The sequence below is a fragment of the Gimesia aquarii genome (genome assembly GCF_007748175.1).
GTDB lineage: Bacteria > Planctomycetota > Planctomycetia > Planctomycetales > Planctomycetaceae > Gimesia > Gimesia aquarii_A.
The window spans coordinates 3,622,883-3,645,086 of sequence record NZ_CP037422.1 but is presented as its reverse complement, the minus strand read 5'-3'; the positions used below and the strand labels follow the sequence as shown (position 1 = coordinate 3,645,086).

At 42.7% G+C, this 22,204-nt stretch carries 19 protein-coding genes; all 19 read left to right on the top strand.

From position 1 onward, the window contains the following. Positions 1–46 precede the first annotated feature (46 nt). The 19 genes from V202x_RS14035 to V202x_RS13945 all read left to right on the top strand — a co-directional run bounded on the left by V202x_RS14035 (position 47) and on the right by V202x_RS13945 (position 22,190). Positions 47–1,168, top strand: coding sequence for a glycosyltransferase (locus V202x_RS14035; protein ID WP_145175900.1), 1,122 nt, complete (start codon positions 47–49; stop codon positions 1,166–1,168). 200 nt (positions 1,169–1,368) lie between these two features. After that, positions 1,369–1,824, top strand: coding sequence for a division/cell wall cluster transcriptional repressor MraZ (gene mraZ / locus V202x_RS14030; RefSeq protein WP_145175897.1), 456 nt, complete (start codon positions 1,369–1,371; stop codon positions 1,822–1,824). Between the two features lie 621 nt (positions 1,825–2,445). Beyond that, positions 2,446–3,357 (top strand): 16S rRNA (cytosine(1402)-N(4))-methyltransferase RsmH, encoded by a 912-nt coding sequence (rsmH, locus tag V202x_RS14025; protein ID WP_232098512.1) that lies wholly within the window; start codon positions 2,446–2,448, stop codon positions 3,355–3,357. A gap of 91 nt (positions 3,358–3,448) precedes the next feature. Further along, a complete protein-coding gene (locus V202x_RS14020) occupies positions 3,449–5,341 on the top strand; it encodes a LysM peptidoglycan-binding domain-containing protein (protein WP_145175889.1) in 1,893 nt (630 codons plus the stop codon). Between the two features lie 97 nt (positions 5,342–5,438). Continuing rightward, on the top strand, positions 5,439–5,753 hold the full coding sequence (locus tag V202x_RS14015) for a hypothetical protein (protein WP_145175886.1): 315 nt from the start codon (positions 5,439–5,441) through the stop codon (positions 5,751–5,753). A gap of 112 nt (positions 5,754–5,865) precedes the next feature. Continuing rightward, positions 5,866–7,650, top strand: coding sequence for a peptidoglycan D,D-transpeptidase FtsI family protein (locus V202x_RS14010; protein WP_145175883.1), 1,785 nt, complete (start codon positions 5,866–5,868; stop codon positions 7,648–7,650). Between the two features lie 349 nt (positions 7,651–7,999). Then, positions 8,000–10,603, top strand: coding sequence for a tetratricopeptide repeat protein (locus V202x_RS14005; protein ID WP_145175880.1), 2,604 nt, complete (start codon positions 8,000–8,002; stop codon positions 10,601–10,603). Positions 10,604–10,762: 159 nt separating this feature from the next. Next, entirely contained in the window at positions 10,763–11,149 is a 387-nt protein-coding gene (locus tag V202x_RS14000; RefSeq protein WP_197992863.1) for a hypothetical protein, read from the top strand. 57 nt (positions 11,150–11,206) lie between these two features. After that, complete coding sequence (locus tag V202x_RS13995) at positions 11,207–12,658, top strand: sigma-54-dependent transcriptional regulator (RefSeq protein ID WP_145175874.1); 1,452 nt, start codon at positions 11,207–11,209, stop codon at positions 12,656–12,658. Between the two features lie 39 nt (positions 12,659–12,697). After that, on the top strand, positions 12,698–13,162 hold the full coding sequence (locus tag V202x_RS13990) for a flagellar basal body rod protein FlgB (RefSeq protein ID WP_145175871.1): 465 nt from the start codon (positions 12,698–12,700) through the stop codon (positions 13,160–13,162). Positions 13,163–13,216: 54 nt separating this feature from the next. Next, entirely contained in the window at positions 13,217–13,630 is a 414-nt protein-coding gene (flgC, locus tag V202x_RS13985) for a flagellar basal body rod protein FlgC (protein WP_145175868.1), read from the top strand. 61 nt (positions 13,631–13,691) lie between these two features. Then, positions 13,692–14,006, top strand: coding sequence for a flagellar hook-basal body complex protein FliE (gene fliE, locus V202x_RS13980; RefSeq protein ID WP_145175865.1), 315 nt, complete (start codon positions 13,692–13,694; stop codon positions 14,004–14,006). 65 nt (positions 14,007–14,071) lie between these two features. Then, a complete protein-coding gene (locus V202x_RS13975) occupies positions 14,072–15,688 on the top strand; it encodes a hypothetical protein (protein ID WP_145175862.1) in 1,617 nt (538 codons plus the stop codon). 56 nt (positions 15,689–15,744) lie between these two features. Further along, entirely contained in the window at positions 15,745–16,740 is a 996-nt protein-coding gene (gene fliG / locus V202x_RS13970) for a flagellar motor switch protein FliG (RefSeq protein WP_145175859.1), read from the top strand. Positions 16,741–16,879: 139 nt separating this feature from the next. Beyond that, entirely contained in the window at positions 16,880–17,542 is a 663-nt protein-coding gene (locus V202x_RS13965; protein ID WP_197992862.1) for a FliH/SctL family protein, read from the top strand. A gap of 15 nt (positions 17,543–17,557) precedes the next feature. Continuing rightward, a complete protein-coding gene (locus V202x_RS13960; RefSeq protein ID WP_145175853.1) occupies positions 17,558–18,928 on the top strand; it encodes a FliI/YscN family ATPase in 1,371 nt (456 codons plus the stop codon). Between the two features lie 54 nt (positions 18,929–18,982). Further along, the gene (locus V202x_RS13955) at positions 18,983–19,435 is read left to right on the top strand and encodes a flagellar export protein FliJ (protein ID WP_145175850.1); all 453 of its coding nucleotides are present in this window, start codon (positions 18,983–18,985) and stop codon (positions 19,433–19,435) included. Then, positions 19,432–20,082 (top strand): hypothetical protein, encoded by a 651-nt coding sequence (locus V202x_RS13950; protein WP_145175847.1) that lies wholly within the window; start codon positions 19,432–19,434, stop codon positions 20,080–20,082. Before V202x_RS13955 ends, V202x_RS13950 begins: the two co-directional genes overlap by 4 nt. A gap of 200 nt (positions 20,083–20,282) precedes the next feature. Further along, positions 20,283–22,190, top strand: coding sequence for a flagellar hook-length control protein FliK (locus V202x_RS13945; protein WP_145175843.1), 1,908 nt, complete (start codon positions 20,283–20,285; stop codon positions 22,188–22,190). Positions 22,191–22,204: the final 14 nt, after the last annotated feature.

Below are 22,204 nucleotides of genomic sequence, written 5' to 3'. Positions count from 1 at the left end.
CTATCAGTCGTATGCTGACCTTTTGTTTCCTAAAGAGGAAAAATAGTTGTCTGACGATGTCTTTCCCACTCCGATAGCTTTTTGTATTACCGGGCTACAGCCTGGTGGAGCGGAACGTGCGCTCGTTCAGATTGTAAAACGCTTGAATCGTGAAAAATGGTCTCCCGTTGTTTATTCTCTGACAGGCACGGGACCACTGGCTGATGAACTCCAATTGGCGGACATTCCCATAGAGGTCTTACACGCTCATTCGCCTTGGGATGCTCGCATTATCTGGCGACTGGCAAAAAAGTTCAAAGCACAGAAACCAGTTTTACTCCAAACATTTTTATTTCATGCCAATTTAGCCGGTCGACTTGCTGCGCGCATTTCAGGAATACGGCATGTCGTTTCTGGCATTCGTGTTTCAGAAAAACGACAGAATGGTCACCTCTTTTTGGATCGTTGGACTAACGGTCTTGTAGATTTGAATGTCTGTGTCAGTCAATCGGTGGCACAGTTTTCTATTCGGCAGGGTAAGCTTTCAAAATCTAAAGTGAAGGTAATTCCTAATGGCGTAGATTTCGAATTGTTTGATAGCGCAGAAGCGATAGATTTGAGCCCGTGGGGCATTCCTGCCGGTGCGAAGGTGATTCTGTTCGTGGGGAGATTAGATCCTCAGAAGGCCCCCAACGATCTTCTGACTGCATTTACTTGCTTTGCGGAGCAGGCTCCCGATTTTCATCTCCTATTTGTTGGTGAGGGGCCGTTGAAAGCTAAATTGGAACAACAATCGTACCAATTGCCGTGTGCTTCACGGATTCATTTTGCTGGTTGGCAGTCTCAGATTCCTCAATTGATGAAGGCAGCCAGTTGTTTGGTACTTCCATCGTTATGGGAAGGGATGCCAAATGTGGTTCTTGAGGCGATGGCCTCTGGTTTGCCTGTCATTTCAACGGATGTGGACGGCGTTTCTGAATTAATACAACATGGTAAACAGGGTGTTCTAGTAGCTCAGGGTAGTTCTGCTGAGATTCAACAGGCATTACGAGACTTCAGTCATGAACCTGCAATGTTTCTCGAGATGGCCAGAAATGCGCAAATTATTGTCAAAAAAGAATTTACATGGGAAGCAATAGCCCAGAAATATGACCAGATTTACGAGAACCTACTGATAAAGCATCGCTGAATTGACGAAAATCGAGCATCAAATTTGATTCAAATCAATAAAATATAAAAAACTAAAAAATCACAATTCCAATCGTGATAAGTATCTAGGTCATTTCGAGTTCTTTGTTTTCTACTCAACGAATCAATCATGCTTGACGATTCCGATCTGGCTGATAAATTCATCACTCTGTGGTGAATAATGGTGGCAAGTGGGGATCAATGGCGTTAACTGGAACATTCAACAAGACTCTGGACGGAAAACGTCGTTTGGCAATCCCCAAGCGAATCAAAGAAGAACTTGTTAACAAACAATTTACACAGGTTTATATTGCACCAGGCACGGAAACATCTTTGTTGCTTTTTTCTGAGAAGGGATTTGAACAGCAAGCACAACGTTTAAAAGAGTATTCCAATAACGTCCCGGAGGCAGCCCGCTATCTTCGATTGTATTATTCGAGGGCTGAGAAAGTGGAAGTGGACGCTCAGGGACGCATTTGTATTCCGGAACGTTTGGCTAATCTGGCTAGCTTGGAAGCAAAACAGGAAGTGATATTGATTGGAGTTCAAGATCATGCAGAAATTTGGAGTACAGAGCGTTGGGAAACCTATCTTAAAGATCATGGACCTCATTTTGATGAGATGGCCTCTCAAGCCTTTGGTCAAATGCCCTGGTAGAAATCGAGCAGAGATGGAGCGTTTAATCAATGTCTTCCAGTAGTAAGCGCAGTTTAGCAACCAAATAAAAAACAGTATTGTTCAAGGAGGAAATAATGGAACTCTTCCGCTGGCTACCGGGCTTCGCGGATTGAAGGTGAAATGGAATTCACCTGTGTGTGCTCAGAATACTTCGGTTGGGCCACCGGTCGTTCGTCTCCGCACTTAAGTAGAAAGGAAGCTACTTGAGACGGATGGCTTCAGGGTTCCCTCCTTGAGCAAAGAAAGTTAGCGAGCAAACGGAATTTTCTCACTGTTTGCTGAAAACTTATAAAATCAGATTGATTCAATTGCTTTCTATCAGACGACTTAGCACTTTTGCGCAATTGCTTTTCAAAAATCTTTAACTGATCTTGTCAAAAAAACGAGATTTTTCTAGACTTCTCAGGCTTAAAATTCAAGCTGGTTCTTCAACCTAACTCTTAAGCAAACAATCTCTCAGAGTTTCATTTCAAAAGTCTCTACCCCCTATCTTTACAATCAAATCAAAGAGCTAATATCAATCGCACAATGATTGCCTGTCTGGCTGCCGTACGATTTAGGTCATTTTTATTTAAAACTATTACCAAGTGAATGTCACGCATGTCCGGTGATCAGAAGAAGACGATTCATATACCGGTTCTGTTACGTGAGGTTATTGAGCAACTTGATTTATCTCCCGGGCTGGTCGTTGTTGACGGAACGGTAGGAGCTGGAGGCCATAGTCAACACATATTGAGAAAAATTGGTACAGAAGGAATCTTAATTGGTCTGGATCGTGATGAGATGATGCTCAATTTTGCAAAAGAAAAATTACAGTTAGAAAAATCATCAGTTGGGCAGTGGCATCTCAAACAGGCGAGTTATGCAGAGCTATCTAGAGTCTTGGATGAACTGCAACTGAAGTATATTGATCGAATTCTGTTAGATTTGGGATTGTCTTCAGATCAATTAGGAGATGTCGAGCGTGGTTTTGGATTTGAGTCGTCAGGAGAATTAGATTTACGGTTCGATACCAGGTCAGGAGTTCCAGCCTGGAAACTTCTGGAAACACTTTCAGAATCAGAATTGATTGAAGTATTCGAAGTTTATGGTGAGGAGCGTTTCAGTCACAGAATAGCGGCTCAGATTGTCAAGCAGAGGAAATCAGCACCGATCAGGATGGCAGTAGATTTGACAAAAGCCGTTCATGAAGCGGTCCCGCATAAGGCATTGACTTCAGCAAGGAAAAATCCGGCGACACGTGTATTTCAGGCATTACGGATAGCAGCAAACAAGGAACTCGAACAATTACAAACCATGTTGGAAACGGTTTTACCACAGGTTCTGAAACCAGGAGGACGAGCTGCGATTATCAGCTTTCATTCGCTGGAAGACCGATTAGTCAAGCAGGCTTTTAAGAACCAAGCTATCTGGAAGAGCTTGACACAGAAGCCCATTGTTGCAACTCAGGCAGAACAGCGTGTCAATCCACGGTGTCGTACTGCGAAGTTAAGGGTTGCGATCAAGACATAATTTTCACTACTAAGTTTAGTTGGCAGGCAAATAGTTTTCTATTGGTCTGAAGAAGACATTTTTTACGTTTTATTGGAATTGGTTCAGTGCCATGACTGAAGAAAAAAAAGCAGAAAAGACAGCCGAAGAAGACTGGGGAATTGAAAAACCTAAGTCTGGGATTGCCATTGAAACCAAAGTGGGACTTTGTCTGATTTTTATCTTGCTGAGTGCCTTTGGTTTAGTCGTTTATCAGAAAATTAATCGACCGCAGGAAGATCTCGCTGTGAATAATCCTGCAGAGGTTGAGTCCAAGGAGAAGTTGCCAGAAGCAGATCCGAATCAAGAAGTAGATCCTTTTGGAGAGGGGAATTTGCAGCCTTCCTCTTCTGATCAGGTTGTCGATCAGTCGAATGGTTTTGGTTCGAATGGAAGCAATTCGGGATTTTCTACTCCACTGGAAGGGCAGGATCAGGATAATTCTTTTGCGATGCAGCAATCTGGGGCACAAGGTACGGATCAGTTTTCCCAAAACACATTCGAAAATCAGACTGAACCTCAACAGTCTTCTGAATTTGCAATGAATCAGACAGATAATGGATTCCAGCAGTTTGATTCCTCGTCAAATTCGAATAATGAATTTGAAAATCCCACTCAAAATGAATTTCAGGCGGGCATGCAGAATCAGTCTGAGCCCGCTACTTTTGATAATTCTCAACAGGAATTTGGAGCAGAGCAACAAAACCCATTTTCACAAGAGAATCAGTTTGCTCAACAGCCAACACAGACAGCTCAGCAATCTAACGATTTCAATCTGGAATCACAAACCGGATTGCCACCCGATCCAGTGGCAGGAAATTCGGGATTGAGAGAACAGCCTTCTGGTAATGAGTTCGATCAATCAGCAGAGGTAACTACCAATGCATTTCAAGCAGAAGAAGATCCATTTGGTGGATTAGCACAGCAAGGACAAACTATGCAGGCAGAACCACAGCAGTCTGCAGAGAATGAGTTTGAAAACTTTGATCCCGCAAATGAATTAAATTCAGCTCAGATGCAAAACCCGGAAGAATTTTCTGACAATACAGCGAAGATCAATATCACAGACATTTCCACACCAGCTGAAGCAGGCGAGTTTGATGCTGCCGAATTTTCGCAGGGTAAACCCCAATCATCAATGGCTCAAAATGAGCAGTCATTCAATCAGGAATTCGAACAGCCAGAAGTTTCAGAATTCAATGCAGACTCTGCGAATCAGGGTGAAGGCCGTTTTGGTAATTTTCGTCCGGAAGAATTTTCAGCACAACAGGCAGAGAGTGTCACGACGGTGAAAAATCCGTCAGCGGCAATTGATACTAGTACATTTCACAATCCAGGGGCCATGACAGAACAACAAGCGCCCCAGGCTCAGGGGCTGTTTGATCGTTCTGCACCAACTAGCGACAATTCCATTCAGGAATTTGGTGCTTTACAGGAAGAGTCATTCCAACAAGAGCCTGTCATGAATTCACGCGGTGAATACACAGTACAACACGGCGAGAATTTCTGGACGATCTCTAAGAAATTGTATGGTACCGGCCGTTATTTTCAACTACTGGCAGAGATCAACAAAAATCGGGTGAGTGATCCACAAAAAATGAGGCCAGGTACGAAACTGATTGCCCCGGATCGAACGGCGATTGATGCTCGATATCAATCGCGGCACAAATCGACACAGACTATTGCCAGTAAGTTTTCCGGAACAGGGGCAGTGCGGAAATCAAGCAAGCCATCTGGCTTTTTTATCAGTCAAGATGGACGTCCGATGTATCGTGTGGGGAGTAATGATACATTAACCGATATTTCACAGAGACATCTCGGACGTTCTTCTCGCTGGTTTCAGATTTACCAGATCAATCGTCAAAAACTGCAGAACCCAAATAAGCTAAAAATTGGCACCGAATTACAGCTCCCTTATGACGCCAGCCGAGTCAGTCTTGTTCCTGGAAACACATCCAGCCGATAGTGAAATTAGACACATGTGTTCGTCTTTTTTCATCAGAGTCTAAACCAGTGGTGAATTGATTGATCATCAATCGGCTGGCTTGGAAAGGCTGAAGTCGATGTTATTCCGTTTCGGAAGTGCAATCTTGTTAGCGGTTGCGATATCGCTGATCGGAATTGCGCTTGAAAAAGAGAGTTTGGAGCTTAAACGCCGAGTCAGTCGTCAACATTATCAATTGGATGTGTTAGTCGATGTCCATGCGAAAATGAAACTGGCTACTCAACAGGCCGGTTCTCCCGGACAGGTCTTGAATTCTATCGAGCGAGGTGAACTTGACGTGCAATCCACTCAACATCCTTCATCAACGAATCGACGTGAAATGCCTTTACTACAATGGCATTTGAATCGTTCCTCAAAAGTGGTTGAAAAATAATGTGAGCGAACTTCGTCACCGCGAATTGTGGTTCATTTGAATCTGGTTCGAGAAAACTGGCTTCAGGCACGGAATCTTATTTGAACGATCATTACTGAAAGTGAGAAGTGTTTTGAGTTCCACAAAGTTTGATCGACATATAAGTTGGCGAACCTGGAGCCTTGTGATCCTCGTGGTATTGGCATGGATCGTGATTTCCGGGCGGCTCATTTATCTTCAATATATCGGGCACCGTCAGTTTGCTTCTGTTGTTGTACGACAGCAGGTTTATAAAGAAAAAATACCCGCCAGGCCAGGGGATCTCCTTGACAGGAATGGACGGCTGTTGGCAACAACGATTGTGACAAGCAGTTTATTTGTTATTCCGCAACGTCTAGAAAATCAGAACGATGTTGCACAGATCTGCAAGTTGCTTGACCTTGATGAAACGCATTTTCTCAACCGGCTAAAACAGAATCGGAATAAGCTCTTTCTTTGGGTTAAAAGACGTTTAACCGATCAGGAACTACAAGACATTAGATCGCTCAGTCTCTCTGATGATGTCTGGGGCTTTCGACAGGAATATCGTAGAAAATATCCTCAAGGTGCTTTAGCCGCACATGTTCTGGGACTACGGGATATTGATGGAAAAGGACAGGGGGGCATTGAAGAGGCTTTTGATCACATGATATGTGGTCAAGATGGTTATCGGTTTCAGATTCGCGATGCACATGGGCGTGTGATTGAAGTTCGCAATGATTCTCGAGTAGCAGCGCGTAATGGAGAAAGTTTGGTGACGACTTTGGATTCGATCATTCAGCTATATACCGAGCGACAATTGCAAGCAATTGTTAAGGAATGGCAGCCCAAAAGTGCGTGTGCCATAGTGATGGGGGTCAAAACGGGTGAAGTACTGGCCATGGCTTCTGTACCGACCTTTGATTTGAATCATCCTGAGAACATTTCTGAGTCTGCCTGGAAAAATACGGCAATTGCATCTATTTATGAACCAGGTTCGACCTTGAAACCCTTTATTGTAGCGGCAGCACTTGAGAAAGGGATCTTAGAAAAAGAGGAAGAGTTTGATTGTGAAAATGGTGAGTATCGCATGAGTAAGAGAGTGCTTCACGATCATCACAGTTATGGAATGTTGAGTGTCACCGATATTCTGGTTAAGTCAAGTAATATTGGGATGGCGAAAATTGGCGAGCGACTGACTAATCCCGGTTTGTTCGAAGCAGTCAAAGCGTTTAGTTTCGGTCAGAAAACGGGGATTCAGTTACCTGGTGAATTAAATGGGATCGTCAGACCTTTGAAAGAATGGAATATCTATTCGACCGGTTCCATCCCAATGGGCCAGGAGATTGCAGTGACTCCAATTCAGCTAATTTCTGCTCATGTGGCTCTCGCCAATCAAGGGAAACTGCTAAGTCCTCGCTTGATTCGAGATCAGATCGATCACAATCATTTTCCCCGTTCTGATGAAGAACCTGAACAAGTCCGACCTTTGGTTTCGACTCCCATCGTCTCATCAGAAGTTGCTGACTGGCTGGTTAGAGTGCCGATGCTAGAAACTGTCAGGCGGGGAACCGGGCGAAAAGCGATGCTAGAAGAGTATGCTGTGTTTGGGAAGACGGGAACTGCGCAAAAACCTGATCCCAAAACTGGTAAGTACTCATCCCAGTTACATGTGAGCTCTTTTATCTGTGGTGCGCCAGCACATGATCCCCAGATACTGGTACTGGTTGTGGTAAATGAACCCTCAGTCGGGCCAAACCATTATGGTGGGACCATTGCAGGCCCTCCAGCTGCAGAGATTCTAAAGCAGACATTAATTTATCTGAGAGTTCCCTTTGATAGGAATTATCGACAGCATGGCAAACAGGCTGCGGGTGGGCTTCGCAATATGTTGCGTTGATTGTTGTTAAAATTATTTTCCTATGTTTCCTATTCTGTGCTATTTCTGGTGATGAGTAGCTGTGGTGACTCATAAGCTTGAATCGATATTGACAAAAAAACAACTTTTTTTGTATTAAGACTCAAGATTCACGTCTCTCATTTTCACTTCTTTACATTCACACAAAAAGACTCTCAATTTTGATTCTGCAATTGCGTGACAATCATTCCATTTCACTGGAATTCTGTTTGTGATCGCGATCATTCTATCACTATTTCTGAATACCAATTCCAATACAAATCTAAGCTTTTCACTTCAACTGACAATTCAGTGTAACGAATCTCCCGTCTACAAGATGGGCTACTAAGTCATGGCAGAAGAAAACAATAATCAAACAGAATCAGACGAGGTTGCTGACGTTGCGGTGAAAGAATCACGGGCAGACGGTGCTGAAGAAACTGCTGTAGAAGGTGCAGAAACCGAAGAGCTTTCATTACGTGACAAAGTTACAAAAATTGCTCGAGCTCATTGGAAGCCTTTGGGAATTACTGGCTCTGTGCTGGTTTTGCTATCTCTTTACTGTTTGGCAATTAGTGGCGAACCAGAAAAAACGCCCAAAGAAATTTTAGCTGAAGCATTAGATATCTTGAAATCGGCAAAAGATAATAATACCCGGATTCAAGCTCAGAAAATAGCATACGATTTGAAGAAACAGGATTACCAGGATCCTGATTTTCCAGGAGCTTTGTATTTTATTTTTGGGATCGTTGCCTTTGAAAATGCAGAAGGACTTACCGGAGAATCACAGGAACATCAGTATTTGATCGCTAGCCGTTATCTTAAAGAAGCTGAGAGAAGAGCGATTGACCAAGAGTATCGTCCACAATGGAGTTACGCGCTGGGAACATGTTCTTATTTATTGGGTTCTATGAAAAGTTCACGCCCACTTTTAGAAGAAGCTGTTGAGACACATCCGCCTGGAAAATTGAAGGCCTCAATGTTACTAACAGATATCTATCTTGATCATAAAGCGGATACTGTTTTAAAGAAAGCATTCGAGTTAAATACGGAAGCTCTCAAGCTTAAAGATTTGGCTTCATTGACACGGGATCGATTGTATTTACAAAGGGCACAGATTTTTCTGGCACAGGGCAAGAATGAGCAGGCCCAGCAGGTTTTGTCAAAAGTGAAACAGAGAGAATCTGTGAATCAGGTAACAATCGTCTTTCAGGCACAAACGCTTATGGCAGAAGAAAAGTATCAAGAGGCTTTAAGTATGCTGGCGCCTGTGAAAGACAATCTGGGTTTAGAGCGAAAGTTTTCCCGACAGGCCTCATATTTGATGGGATTGTGTGCTGAATCGTTGAATGATACAGTCGCCGCCATCGATTTATATGAACAAACAACTCATCGTTATGCCGGAACTCATGAAGGTCTGGCTGCTTATTTACATCTTGCTGAACTGTTACGAAAGAATGGTAGAACGGAAGAAGCACTCATTGCCTATCGTGCTGCACTACGTTCAATTAAGAGTCCTGAAGAATTTCGTAATCGTTGGATTGGTCTGGATCGGGTTCAGACTTATGTGCTCGATGCCTGGAATGATTGGGTTGATGAAAAAAATATTAAAAATGGCGTGACCTATTTTAATGCCGCCATTCAATTGTCAGATTATCTACCACCCTTGTTATCGGAAGTTCAAGCGAAAGAATTAGCAGCGAATGCAAATCGTCGCTGGGCAGAATATTTGGAACGCGTTTTTGATGAATCTTCAGTGAGTCAACAGCTAAGTTTGCAGCCTGAGTTGAATGAACGTTGGAAACAAAGTGGTAAAGCTTATTATGAGCTTGCCCGACTTTTGACTACCTCTGATCGTTATGGAGAAATTTTATCGATTTCTGCTGAGCACTTCCATAAAAGTCAGGACTTTGAAACAGCATTAAAAGTGCTCACTCGATTTATCAATACAAATCCAAGTAAAAAAATGCCACAGGCTCTTGTTCGGCGTGGTGAAATCTTACTCGAGCTTGATCAGCTTGATGAGGCGATCGATCACTTTGAGCGAGTGATTATCGGGTATCCGACCGATGTCGCAGCATTTGAAGCAAAATATTTGATGGGGGTCTCTTATCTTGAGAAAGATGATCTTGATCAGGCTGCCTCTATCTGGAAAGAAATATTGGAATCAAGCAATTTGACGCCGAAAGCGAAGCAGTGGCAGGATTCATTATTCTCTTTAGGCAAACTAAATTTTCATCGTGGAAAGATTGCAGAGTCTCAGAAAGAAGAAGTCAAAAACGAACCACAGACTGATCAGAAACGAAAAGAATCAGCAAAGATTGCTTTTCATGAAGAAGCAACGAAGCGGCTACGAGAATATGTCGATCGTTACCCTGAATCAGAGAAAGTGTATGAAGCACGTTTTCTATTAGCGAGATCTCTTCAAAATTTGGCAGATCAACCGTTTCAGGAAATGAAACATGCAAAAACAGATAATGCACGACAAGAGTTGAAAAAAAAACAGTTTGAATTTTTGAATATGGCCATTCAACAACTCAAAGAATTAAATCGTGATCTGCGAAAACTGGAAAGCGAAGATCGCCTGGATTCTTTGGGAAAAAGATTGTTGAAGTCAACCTGCTTTGGTACTGCGCATTTATTGTACTTGACGGAAAAGTACGAGGACGCAATCAAATCTTATCATGATGCCGTTAACCGATATCCTCAAAGTACAGAAGTTCTGATTGCGTACATGAAAATGTCAGGGTGTTATGAAAGTTTGGGGAAAAAAAATGAGGCCAAAAGTATGCTGGAACAGGCAAAAATTATTTTGAAGCAGATGCCGGATAAAGTCTTTGAGTCCAGGGCAACGAATTTGGGACGCGAAGAGTGGAACCGCTGGTTGGATTGGTCACGAGAACTACGCAACTCTGATAATCGTCCGAACCAAATTCAGACAGGTAGTGGTGTTTAATGTTGTAACAGCAAAATAGAAATCCATTCAGGAATTATTATTTGCCGTGTGGCGTGTTCCTGGTTTTGTTTAACCTAAATTAAATCTAGTTTTTTAACCTCCCTAAAAATGATCGATTATCCCAAACTATTTTCTGTTCGCTTGGAATATTCAAAAAGATTGCTAAAGCTTTCGTTTAAGCAGCAAAGTTTGATTGACCAGGATGACTATTCCGGCTTGCTGGACGTTTTAGGGCAAAAACAAAGGTTGTTTGGACAACTGGATCAATACACCAGACAATTGCCTAAGCTTTGGGAAAAATGGAGGAGTGAGCGAGATTTGTTGTCAGCTGATCAACGCGAAGCATGCGAACAAATATTACAGGAGTCTGAAGAGATTCTTGCAAAGTTATTAAAGAATGAAGACACAAGTACCCAGTGCATGGTAGATCGACGTAACCGTACGAATCACCAGATTCAGTCATTAAATCAGGGAGAGAGAGTTGGTGAAGCCTATCGGGACAGTTTGGCACCGGTCACTCATCGCCACCTAAATATTGATCAATAGCTTGATCTATTTTGAATACAAATCACATTTACCTTTCAATTAGATGGGTTTTGAATAATGAATATAAAACAAAAACATAATTCCGCATTAGGTGGAGTGATTCAGGTTGTTTCCCAGGATCGTATTCGTCGGCTAGAGGTGTGTACCCAGTTTTCAAATTTAGGGTATACCGTAATCCCTTTAGCAGAAGCCAATTTTTCACAATCACCGCTACGTTCCGGAGCGGATATTTGTGTATTGCTTGATCAAAAGATAACATCGGAGTTTACATTCGCGGTTGATCATAAGAAGCAGCAGAGTTTGATTCCTGTGCTATTTTATTTTCCAGCATTAACCAATGAAACTCAAAAAGAGGTTTTGAAATCAGGTCAAACGATTTTCCATGAATCTATCGTTCCATTTGCAGAGCTGAAACCTCAGGATTCCGTTGATAGTATCAGGCGGCTACTCGACTCTGCTATCAAATATGCTCGATTATCAAAAGAATGTACTGACTTGATTTCAGAATTAAATGAACGCTCCAGTCGCCGGCTCATTGGCTATAGTCAGGTTGTACAGACATTACGGGATCGTATTGCAGACATCGTTCATCTGAAATGTCCGGTATTAGTGCAAGGCGTACCAGGTTCAGAGCTATCTCTGGTTGCTGAGATCATTCACGATTCCATGTTCATCGATTCTCACCCACTCATTAAAGTGAATTGTAATACTCTGACTACAGAAAATGTGGAACGGGAACTGATTGGTTTTTATTCACATGAAGATAGCAGTTATTCGGACGAACCCGTTTGGAATCCAGGACGCATTGAACAGGCAGAGGGAGGAACTTTGATTCTCGATCAGGTAGATCTGGCTTCATTACCTGTTCAAGGTATATTGTTGAAGATTTTTGAAAACGAAACATACCTTTCATCAGAAGAAAAACAGCAAAAAAATGTAAATTGTCGAATCATTTCCACGAGTCATGTTTCACTCAAAGATCTGGTATCGCAAAATCAATTTAAGAAAAAATTGGCAGCGATCCTCTCAGAATCAACAATTTCTGTTCCCCGGTTGAATGATCGTAAAGAAGACTTGGCATTATTGGCAGAGCATATCATTAGTGAAGTTGCTAAGGCAGAAGGTATGGCTCCCAAACTATTAACATTAGATGGTTTGGAAATGTTAAAGAAACATGATTGGACTGGGGATGTCCAGGAATTACGAAACCTGATTCGCCATGTGAATCTGGTTGACGGTAGTCCTCGCCTGGATGCCTCAAGTTTATCACCTTGGATTGGTACAGAGATGATATCAAATACAGATTCTCTGGTTGGGATGACTTTACGAGAGATGGAGCAGAAGCTCATAGAAAGTACTTTTGCCCGTTGTGGAGGAAATCGTGAACATACGGCACAAATGCTGGAGATTGGTCTACGAACACTTTCGGGAAAGTTGAGATCTTACGGATACCCACCTCGGGGAGGCCCAGATTCGAAACGAAGGTTTACGGTCAAACGAGCTGCGTGACTGACAGTGGTGTGTTAATTATTTTGTAAGGTGAATTTTATGATAGATCAAATTCTGAATTCGAATTCGTTGCCTTTATTGGAAAAAATGGCCGCGTTCGCAGAACGTAGGCAGGAAGTTCTTGCAGGAAATATTGCCAATATTGACACACCATCTTATAAAATGCGCGATTTACCTGTTAAAGATTTCCAGCAGGCATTACGTGAGGCGGTTCAGTTGAAAGATCATGTACCAAGGCCTACAGCTCAGCAATCTTTAGGGATGCCAGTTTCTTTAGCAAATAACCAATCAGTTAAATCACAACTAGAAAACTTATTTCCCAAAAGTTTATTTGAAGCGCAGGAAGCCTCTCCTCAAAATTTGACATTTCAAGACGCCAATAACCGGAGCATGGAGTCACAAGTCATGCGAATGACAAAAAACTCGCTAATGCAGCAATTCGCTGTTGAAGTTATGATGGCGCAGATGAATCAGTTGATGACAGTGATTTCGGAACGCCCCTAGTTTTGATTGAAAACACAAAAAATAGATAAGTTAAATAGCAGTAAAGGACATGTTATGTTTAAGGGAATTGACATCAGTTCGAGTGGTCTGGTGGCTCAGCGACAGCGGATGAATACCATTGCTGGTAACATTGCCTCTGTGAATGTATCTCATGATCCTAATAGTGGAGAATCTCCTTTTTACCGAAGATTAGTTACTTTTCAGGCAGATACAGAAAGCCTGGGGCAGGAGCCATCAGGTGTTGGGGTCAAATATAAGGTCGAAATTGATACAGACAGCGAATTGCGAAAAACATACACTCCAGGACATCCTCATGCAGATCAGGATGGTATGGTGACGTATCCCAATATTGATGTTACGACAGAATTCGTGAATGCATTGGAAGCGGGTCGTGCCTATGAAGCGAATATTTCTGCCATGGATATTACAAAAGAAATGTTTACTACTTCGTTGCGAATTCTGGCATGATTTCCAGATTTCCGATAATAAGTAATTTCAAATTTCATCTGATCTCAGGGAAGGGAGCAGAATGACTGATTCCATAAACCAAATAAGCAATATGTTTTCACCCGGAATTCCGCCGGTGGGATTCAATGATAATACTGCAAATAGCGTTGCAAGCGACGTTTCCTTTAAAGATATGATGCTTCAGTCTTTGGAAAATGTGAATCAGATTCAGGCGCAATCTCAGCAATCGATTGAACGGGGATTGTTAGGGGAAGACATTACACAGGCGGAAGTCTTCTCTTCGATTAAGAAAGCAGATCTTGCTCTGCGAATGATGGTGCAGATGCGGAATAAGCTTCTGGAAGCTTATAATGAGATTCAGCGGATGCAAATGTAGATTGAAAATAGACTCAGTTAGTTATTAAACCATTTTGACACGGATCGGTCGATTGGTCGCACGGTATGGATACGATAAAAAAAGTATATCAACAGTTTAACGAATTACTCCAGTCAATGTCTGGCAGCCAGCGTGCTATTTTGCTGGCAGTTCCATTATTGATGATGATTGCATTTGGAGTGCTCTTTTTTCGAGATAACAATTCCAGCTATGTCTCTCTTTCGCTCGGAAAAGACTTTACGACTCAGGAAGTGATTCATGCAGAGGAAGTTCTGTTACGGGCTGGCCTGACTGATTTTAATCGTAAAGGCCAGAGAATCATGGTCCCTCAAAATGAAGTCCCGCGCTACAATGCCGCATTAATTGAAGGGGGCGGATTACCGACTGACTGGGCTTCAGAATGGCAGGAACAGTTTGAAAAATCAAGTATGTTTGTCAGCAAGGACCAACTGCAGGTCATGCGTGATATTGCACTGGGAAACCAGTTGCGTCGAATGATTCGAGCCATTCCAGCGATAGAAGACGCGAGCGTGATGTGGGCTCGCTCCAAGAAGCGATTACGCTGGAATAATACTACCCCTGAAGTAACTGCCACAGTCATGGTCAAACCCCGTCCCGGTAGAGACTTGACGCCAGTACTAATTACGAGCCTGCGTGCAGCCGTTTCTACGATGGTTCCTGATTTAACCGCTGATTCAGTAACGGTATTTGATCAATCGACGGGGACATCTTACACAACGGAAGATAAAAATAATGCCTTCGATAGCCAATTCATTACGTGGGTCAATAAACATACCAAAAACTATCAGGATAAAATACATGATTCTCTGTCATACATTCCTGACGTCTTAGTGAATGTGAACGTCGATGTTGAGAATCTGAAACGATATGTTGAGCGAAAGCAGGAAATCAGTACTGATGCCAAAGTGACCTTGCAGTCAAAAGAGCAGTCTAGCGAACGTAGTATCAGTTCTAAACCGGTTAAGTCAGAACCAGGTGCACGCTCCAATCAGCCTAATTCTCTAGCTGTCGCTCGTGGTAATGAAAAAAATGAAAAAGTCACTGAAACGAATAACGAATCGATTACCGCCCCATCTTTCACCTGGACTGAGAAAGAATTTGTGGCAGCCATGCCCAGTACTGTGCAAGTCTCTGTTTCTATACCAGAGGACTATTACGAAGCGGTTGCTGTTAAACGTGGTACAAAAAAAGGAGAAGCTGAAGCTGATATTGCCGCATTCAAACAGGCAACAGATGCTATTAAAACAGAAGTTGAGGTAAGTATCCAAAAGCAGGTGCAAAAACTCATTCCCTCACAATCAGCGGTTGATGCCGTTAGTATTACTTCCTATGTACGTGTTGATCCTGATGTTCCAGAAGTCGCGTTACCCATTACAGAGAGTGTTGGCGAATTTATGAGCCAATGGGGAAGTACGATTGGTTTGGGATTATTTGCGATCTGGGCACTGTGGATGCTCAATAAAAGTATGCCTCAAGTGAAAGAAGTTGATCAAGACTTAGTTAATCCTCTCGCAGAATTGGCAGCACATTCTCCGCAAGAAGAGGAAGAAGATAAACCGACCGCTGAGCCCACACAACGTGATGAAGTTCAACTCCTGGTACGAGATAATCCAGAAGTCGCAGCAATTGTATTAAGCAAATGGATTCAGTCGAAAACATAATGCAAAAGTAGATTTGAAATTCGAGTTGGTAACTCAATTAAACTTTGGACGAGAAAATGGATGAATTACAAAAAGCAGCGACTTTGTTATTGAGCTTGGATAAAGCGCTTGCTGCTGAGGTACTCAGCTTAATGCCCAAGGAAGATGTCGAAAAAGTCACTATGATGATAGCCAGCATGCAAGATGTTTCTAAAGAACAGCAAACGAGTGTATTGAATGAATTCACAGCGTTGCGTAGTGAACAAACCAATATGGAACGAGGTGGGTTGGATGCAGTCAATGAACTTCTTGAACAGTCATTAGGCAAAGAAGGTGCGGGCTCAATTCTCGACAGTATCAATCAGACCATGAACTCAGTTCCGTTTGGGTTTTTACAGAAATCTGGTGCAGCGAATCTATTGACGTTCATCATAGAAGAACATCCTCAGACAATCGCCATGATTATGTCGCACTTATCAAGTAATTTGGCTGCTGAAGTTCTGGCTGGACTACCCTCTAATAAACAGATGGATGTGATTAAACGGATCGCAAACATGGAACAAACCAGTCCAGAAGTAATTCGTGATGTGGAAAAGAGTCTCGAGCATCGCATGAAAAACACGTTCAGTCAAGGAATGGAAAAAGCAGGTGGTGTTGAGCTTGTGGCAGAAATTCTGAACGTAACTGATCGAATGACGAATAAGGGGATTTTGGAAAGTATGGATCAGGACACACCGGATCTGGCTGATGAGATTCGGCGTTTGATGTTTGTCTTTGATGATCTAATCAAACTGGATGGTAAAGCAATTCAAGCCTTGTTGAAAGAAGTGGATACCAATCAGTGGGCGATCGCACTCAAAGGTGCTTCTGATGAAATTAAACAGAAAGTTCTCAGTAATCTGTCACAACGAGCAGCAGATATGCTTCGGGAAGAAATGGAATATCTAGGACCGATTAAAGTCAGTGACGTTGAAGCAGTACAACAACAAATTGTTGATAGTGTGCGGCGATTAGAAGATGCAGGTGAGATTGAAGTCGCCGCCGGAAATGAGAGCGAACAGTATATCACATAGGTCACTGTCAGCAGTGATTTCGTATGAAAGAAACGTAATCTCGCTGAGATTAGAACTCAAAATTTTTTTATTAATCAAAGTTGTCAGCATGGTGGAACTGGAAACGGCAAAATTACTGAAGGCTGAAGCATTTCGGTCGTTGGGTTCGAAAATTGCTTATAATTTTAATGACATTGAAAAACGTTGTGAAGAGTATATTCTAAATGTACGTAATCAGACACGTCAGATGATTATCGATGCGCATCAAGAAGCGGAACAGATTAAACAAGAGGCATTTCTTGCAGGTAAACAACAAGGTCTTGAGGAAGCTCAACATGAAGTGGAAGCATCAATTCAATCCCGATCTGAAGAGATAGCCAGCCGGAGTGTTGAGGAGAGGCTGGGGACGATTTATCCTGCAATGCAGGCCGCTGTTGAGGGGCTACAGAATGAGCAGGTAAACTGGCGTAAAACATGGGACGCTATGGCTGTTGATATTTGCCTTTGCATTGCCGAAAAACTTATTCGCCACGAACTCAAGTCCCATCCCGAATCTGTGAATGTAATGATGAGTGAGGCTCTCAAGCTGGCATCAGGTACGCAGCATATCAGATTTCATATGAATCCTTCTGATGTTGCTCAACTTGGGGAGGGTACGAAAGCATTTATTACCAATCTTACTGGATGTCAGTCCTGTGAAGTGATTGAGGATGAATCGATTTCTTCTGGGGGGTGTTTTATTGAGACACAACATGGAACCATTGATGCTACCATTGAAGCTCAATTGGAGAGGATTTCTCAAGAGTTAATTATCCAAAATTAGGACTAACTGAAATCTATGTTTGATGTCTCTCAACAAATAAAACAGGTAGTACCTTTTCGTCTTACAGGCCGGGTCACCCGAATTGTAGGTTTAACCACTTCTGTTTCAGGGTTCCCGGCGCCTTTGGGAGCAGTCTGTGCTATTGATAGAGAAAACGGTCGACCTGTCGAAGCGGAAGTAGTTGGATTTCAGGATGAGGAAACTTTATTACTGCCTTATGAAGAGTTAACGGGAATTCGTCGAGGGGATCGGGTTTCATTGATTCAATCGGTACCTGCCGTCGCAGTGGGAGAGGGGATACTTGGAAGAGTATTGGACGGTCGGGGACGTTGTATTGATGGAAAAAATCAGGCAATGCTATCGCATCGTGCAAACCTGAAAGCGAAACCAATTTCTCCATTGGAACGTCCACGGATTGACTCTCCCTTGAGTACAGGTATCAGAACCATTGATGGGTTCTTAACATGCGGAAAAGGGCAACGTCTGGGAATTTTTGCTGGTAGTGGTGTTGGTAAAAGTACATTGATGGGGCAAATGGCCAGGCAAAGTTCGGCCGACATCAATGTTGTGTGTCTAGTAGGCGAACGGGGCCGCGAAGTACGTGAGTTTCTGGATCGTGATCTTGGACCTGAAGGATTGGCGCGTAGCGTTGTCATTGTGGCAACCAGTGATGAGCCTGCACTCATTCGACTTCGTGCAGCACATCTGGCAACCGCGATTGCCGAGTTCTTCCGTGACCAGGGACAGGATGTACTCCTGATGATGGATAGTGTCACACGTTATGCGTTAGCGCAACGAGAAATTGGGTTGGCTGCTGGAGAACCACCGGCAACAAGAGGGTATCCACCAAGCGTGTTTTCCCTCCTGCCCAAGCTACTTGAACGTAGTGGTCGCACTAATTCAGGTAGTATTACTGGTTTCTATACGGTTCTCGTTGAAGCCGACGATGCCAACGAACCGATTTCAGATACGGTTCGAGGTATTCTGGATGGGCACATCATGCTTTCTCGAAAGCTGGCGCATGAATCTCATTGGCCCGCTATTGATGTATTACAAAGTATCAGTCGTTCTATGAATGATATTACCGGTTCTGAACATCAAGAATCGGCTGCGGTGATCAAGAAACTAATGGCCGCTTATCAACAGTCGGAAGATTTGATTTCGATTGGTGCTTATCAAGCGGGTTCAAACCCTGAAGTCGATCTTGCAATTCGATTAAAGCCACTCTGGAATGAATATTTGAAACAGGGAAGCACAGAAAATTCAAATTATGAAGACGCGGCGAAGGGGCTTGAAAATTTACTAGCTCGCTCGCGACAACTCGCGTCAATAAGCCATGACTCTGAAAGCGAGCAGGAAGTTGAGACAGTTAGAAATACAAAATAGGTGAGATTTATCCTTTCCCTATTTTGTTAATCGAGATGCGATAACGAGTTCAGTATGAAAAAATTTCAGTTTCAATTTGAGTCCGTCCTCAAAATGCGATGTCATAAACGAGGTTTATGCCGCCAGTTACTGGGAGAGGTAATACAGACAGATCAACGTTTAAAACAACAAAAGCGGAATTTAGAGGAATTGAGGACAAAACAGTTTCAGGAGATACGAATACGTCAATCAAAAGGTGCCGTTGACATTGATGGTACTAGCAGCCTGCGATTTTATGCCGGACAACTACAGGCTCAGATTCAGACGCTCATAGCAAATCGTAAGATTGTAGAAAAACAGATTCACGCCTGCCGACAGGCACTTGCAAGTGCCGAGCAGGAAGTGAAAGCAATGGAAAAGCTGTCTGATAAGCATCGTGAGCAGTTTCTTTATGAGCAAAACAAGAGAGAATCATTTGAGCTGGAAGAAACCTGGGCAGCAACTCAACAAATGAGGGTTTTAAGATGATCCGTTCTTTAGCCATTATTGTCAGTGTGTTTTGTGTAGCGACCATTATGTCAGAATTACTGGGCATAGGTTTTTTGTGGTTTAGAGGGCATCTTACAGCAGATTCTATGAAAGATATCCGTCTGATCGTTACAGGGCAGTCGTTGGATGATGTAGCGATTATAGAAGATGTTCCCATGTCGCCATCACGCGACGAGATTACATTGAAGCGTGAGATGCGCATTTTAGAATTGGCATCACGCGAAGATGAAATTGAGATGTTAAAAAGTTCCATCACTCAGTCTTCGGATTCGCTAAAAAAAGATCGTCTTAATTTTGAAGAAGCGAAGAAAGAGTTCGAAGAGGAACTAAAACTCATGAAAGAACAAAGCAAGAGCACTGCTACTAAAAAAACTCAGAGTGTCCTTGTTGCACTACCTCCCGGTGATGCTGTTCAATATTTAATGCAGCTCTCTACCGAAGAAAATATTGAGCTTCTAAAAGGCATGGATGGGAAGTTTATTGCGAAGCTATTAAAAGAATTCCTGGTGATGCCCGATCCTCTGGTCATAAAACGTGGAAAAGAGATTTTTAAACAAATTTCGCAGGATGAACGGTTCCGCAACCTTTCTGAAGAGACACTCGGGAAGCTTTCGGAAAACAATTGAGGTTTTCCACGCAAGCCTAATACAATTTTTCGCTAAAATTGGTTTATTTTACGTATTCTTACGTGATGTCTGATACCTCATTCTGACGAAAATGATACTGATGAAACAGTCGAAACTAACTGTGATCTTCACTGCGCACTCCTAAAAAGTATGCGAAGCGATTGTAAACAGAATCATTTTCTTATCTGAGGTACTGAGAAATGTCTAATTCTCAAAAGATTTCTATTCTCGACCTGCAAGCACCTGATTTAAGTCAATACGGGAAAAAAAATCTCGAGATTAATCCGGGATCATCTCGCAGTGCAGATTCTAGTTATCGCAGACAGTTAAGCGAATCTTTATCTAAGAAACAATCGGATTCGACAGTCGATCGAAAACAGGGACCAGAGTCGAGATCCATTGATTTCCAATCAGATCAAAAAAAATCTTCAAAAACAGACTCTCATTCCAGATCGAGTGCTGATTATCGTGAAGGTCAAGTGCAACAGCGAGAGAGCCGTCGAGATAGTAATGTCGAAGCCTATCAGGAATCAAAGTCAACATCAGAGTCTACACAAACGGCTCAGGAATCCCAGTCGAAAGAGAACTCAAAATCAGTTGAGTCGATTGAAGAAAATGACCTCAATACACTACAAGAAGTAAAATTGCCCGAAAACGAAGCAAAGGGGCAAGTTTACTCACTATTCGAATCAACATTCGCCACTCAAACCGAAGATCAATTGGCTCAGGAAGTTACAATTGGTGATGGCGAGCTTCAACCCCCCGCCAATTTCCAATTTGCTGAAGATCAAACTGATCTTAGTCTGCAGACTGAAGTGACAGAAACCGGTTCATTAGAGCCATTACCCATTCCGGAAGGACTGGCCGACCTTCTACAGAAACAGGTCGTTGATACTTCCCAAACTGAGATCAATCAACAACTACAAACAGACGAAACAAATGAGTTGAATTCTGCCTCACAGAAAGTTGACACGCTGCAGGCATTGACTGAAGATGATGAGGCAGTTGCTGAAGCAAATGCTCTGTTAAACTCAGAAGAATTTCTTGGAATTCAAATTACAGAAGAATTAAAAGCAGCTATTGAAGAATTTGAAGCGCAACATTCGGATCATTCTCCAGGTTCTACGGAAGAGAGTGAAGTCAATATACAAGCGGTCTTGCAACAACGTTATCTTCGTTCCAAGAATCAAGAGCAATCGGAATCCGCTGCGGAAGAATCTGGCCAAGGAGAGTTAACGTTAGATAATGAGTCGATTCAAACGATCTCTGAAACAGTAATTGAGCAAGTTCAACCCGAAGTAAATTCAGAACAAACCGATATCACAAAAATTGTGAATGAAAAAACGCCCCATGACTCTGAAGGTGGAGAACAACAAACTGAAGAAGTGGCCACGGTCCAGGGAAGTCAGAATCTAAATCCAGGTTTAGAAATCCAAAGCCGAGCTCAAACAGATGCTACAAAAGTCGGCTCCATTTCACAGGAACCCGCTACAACAAATGAAAATAACCAGCCCGTTCCACAACAGATAGGGCTTAATCAGACTGCTACTGTGACTGGAAATCAAGCTGCGGCTTCTGTAGGGCCAACCGTAGATGCGAATCAGGTTGAGCAATTAGTGGAGCGAATAAGTAGCTCAATCCGACAGTCACAATCCACGGGACAGCAACTCAAAATTCGTCTCAGCCCTCCTGAATTAGGAACACTACAAATAGAAGTTTCATTGAAAAATGGTGAATACCTGGCGAAGTTGGAAGTGCAAAACAATCATGCACAAAAAGTGATCAATGACAACATCGCTCAGTTGAAAGAGGCGTTAGCAAAAACTGGGGTTTCTATTGATCGTATCGATGTACATATCAATACAGATGCGAGCGAAGATCAGCGTTCTTCAAATTCGGATGCGCAATCTCAAACAGGGAATGATTTTGATGCCAATCAGTTCTCTGAGAACTCAGAGGAATCTGATCAGTGGCAAGAAGAGCAGGCTCAGACGGATGAGTCTGTGACGCGTGAAGATGCTGAGATAGTAGAGCAAAATAGCCCACAAGTTGTGCGTTCACAAGGAGTCGAGTCGGAGAGCGTAGAAGAAATCGATGTACAAATCTAAATAAATTTAGGGAT

Excerpts from the sequence above, each read along its gene's own strand:
- mraZ (WP_145175897.1), top strand. The coding sequence starts at position 1,369 with ATGGCGTTAACTGGAACATTCAACAAGACTCTGGACGGAAAACGTCGT.
- rsmH (WP_232098512.1), top strand. The coding sequence starts at position 2,446 with ATGTCCGGTGATCAGAAGAAGACGATTCATATACCGGTTCTGTTACGT.
- V202x_RS14020 (WP_145175889.1), top strand. The coding sequence starts at position 3,449 with ATGACTGAAGAAAAAAAAGCAGAAAAGACAGCCGAAGAAGACTGGGGA.
- V202x_RS14015 (WP_145175886.1), top strand. The coding sequence starts at position 5,439 with ATGTTATTCCGTTTCGGAAGTGCAATCTTGTTAGCGGTTGCGATATCG.
- V202x_RS14005 (WP_145175880.1), top strand. The coding sequence starts at position 8,000 with ATGGCAGAAGAAAACAATAATCAAACAGAATCAGACGAGGTTGCTGAC.
- V202x_RS13995 (WP_145175874.1), top strand. The coding sequence starts at position 11,207 with ATGAATATAAAACAAAAACATAATTCCGCATTAGGTGGAGTGATTCAG.
- V202x_RS13990 (WP_145175871.1), top strand. The coding sequence starts at position 12,698 with ATGATAGATCAAATTCTGAATTCGAATTCGTTGCCTTTATTGGAAAAA.
- flgC (WP_145175868.1), top strand. The coding sequence starts at position 13,217 with ATGTTTAAGGGAATTGACATCAGTTCGAGTGGTCTGGTGGCTCAGCGA.
- fliE (WP_145175865.1), top strand. The coding sequence starts at position 13,692 with ATGACTGATTCCATAAACCAAATAAGCAATATGTTTTCACCCGGAATT.
- V202x_RS13975 (WP_145175862.1), top strand. The coding sequence starts at position 14,072 with ATGGATACGATAAAAAAAGTATATCAACAGTTTAACGAATTACTCCAG.
- fliG (WP_145175859.1), top strand. The coding sequence starts at position 15,745 with ATGGATGAATTACAAAAAGCAGCGACTTTGTTATTGAGCTTGGATAAA.
- V202x_RS13960 (WP_145175853.1), top strand. The coding sequence starts at position 17,558 with ATGTTTGATGTCTCTCAACAAATAAAACAGGTAGTACCTTTTCGTCTT.
- V202x_RS13955 (WP_145175850.1), top strand. The coding sequence starts at position 18,983 with ATGAAAAAATTTCAGTTTCAATTTGAGTCCGTCCTCAAAATGCGATGT.
- V202x_RS13950 (WP_145175847.1), top strand. The coding sequence starts at position 19,432 with ATGATCCGTTCTTTAGCCATTATTGTCAGTGTGTTTTGTGTAGCGACC.
- V202x_RS13945 (WP_145175843.1), top strand. The coding sequence starts at position 20,283 with ATGTCTAATTCTCAAAAGATTTCTATTCTCGACCTGCAAGCACCTGAT.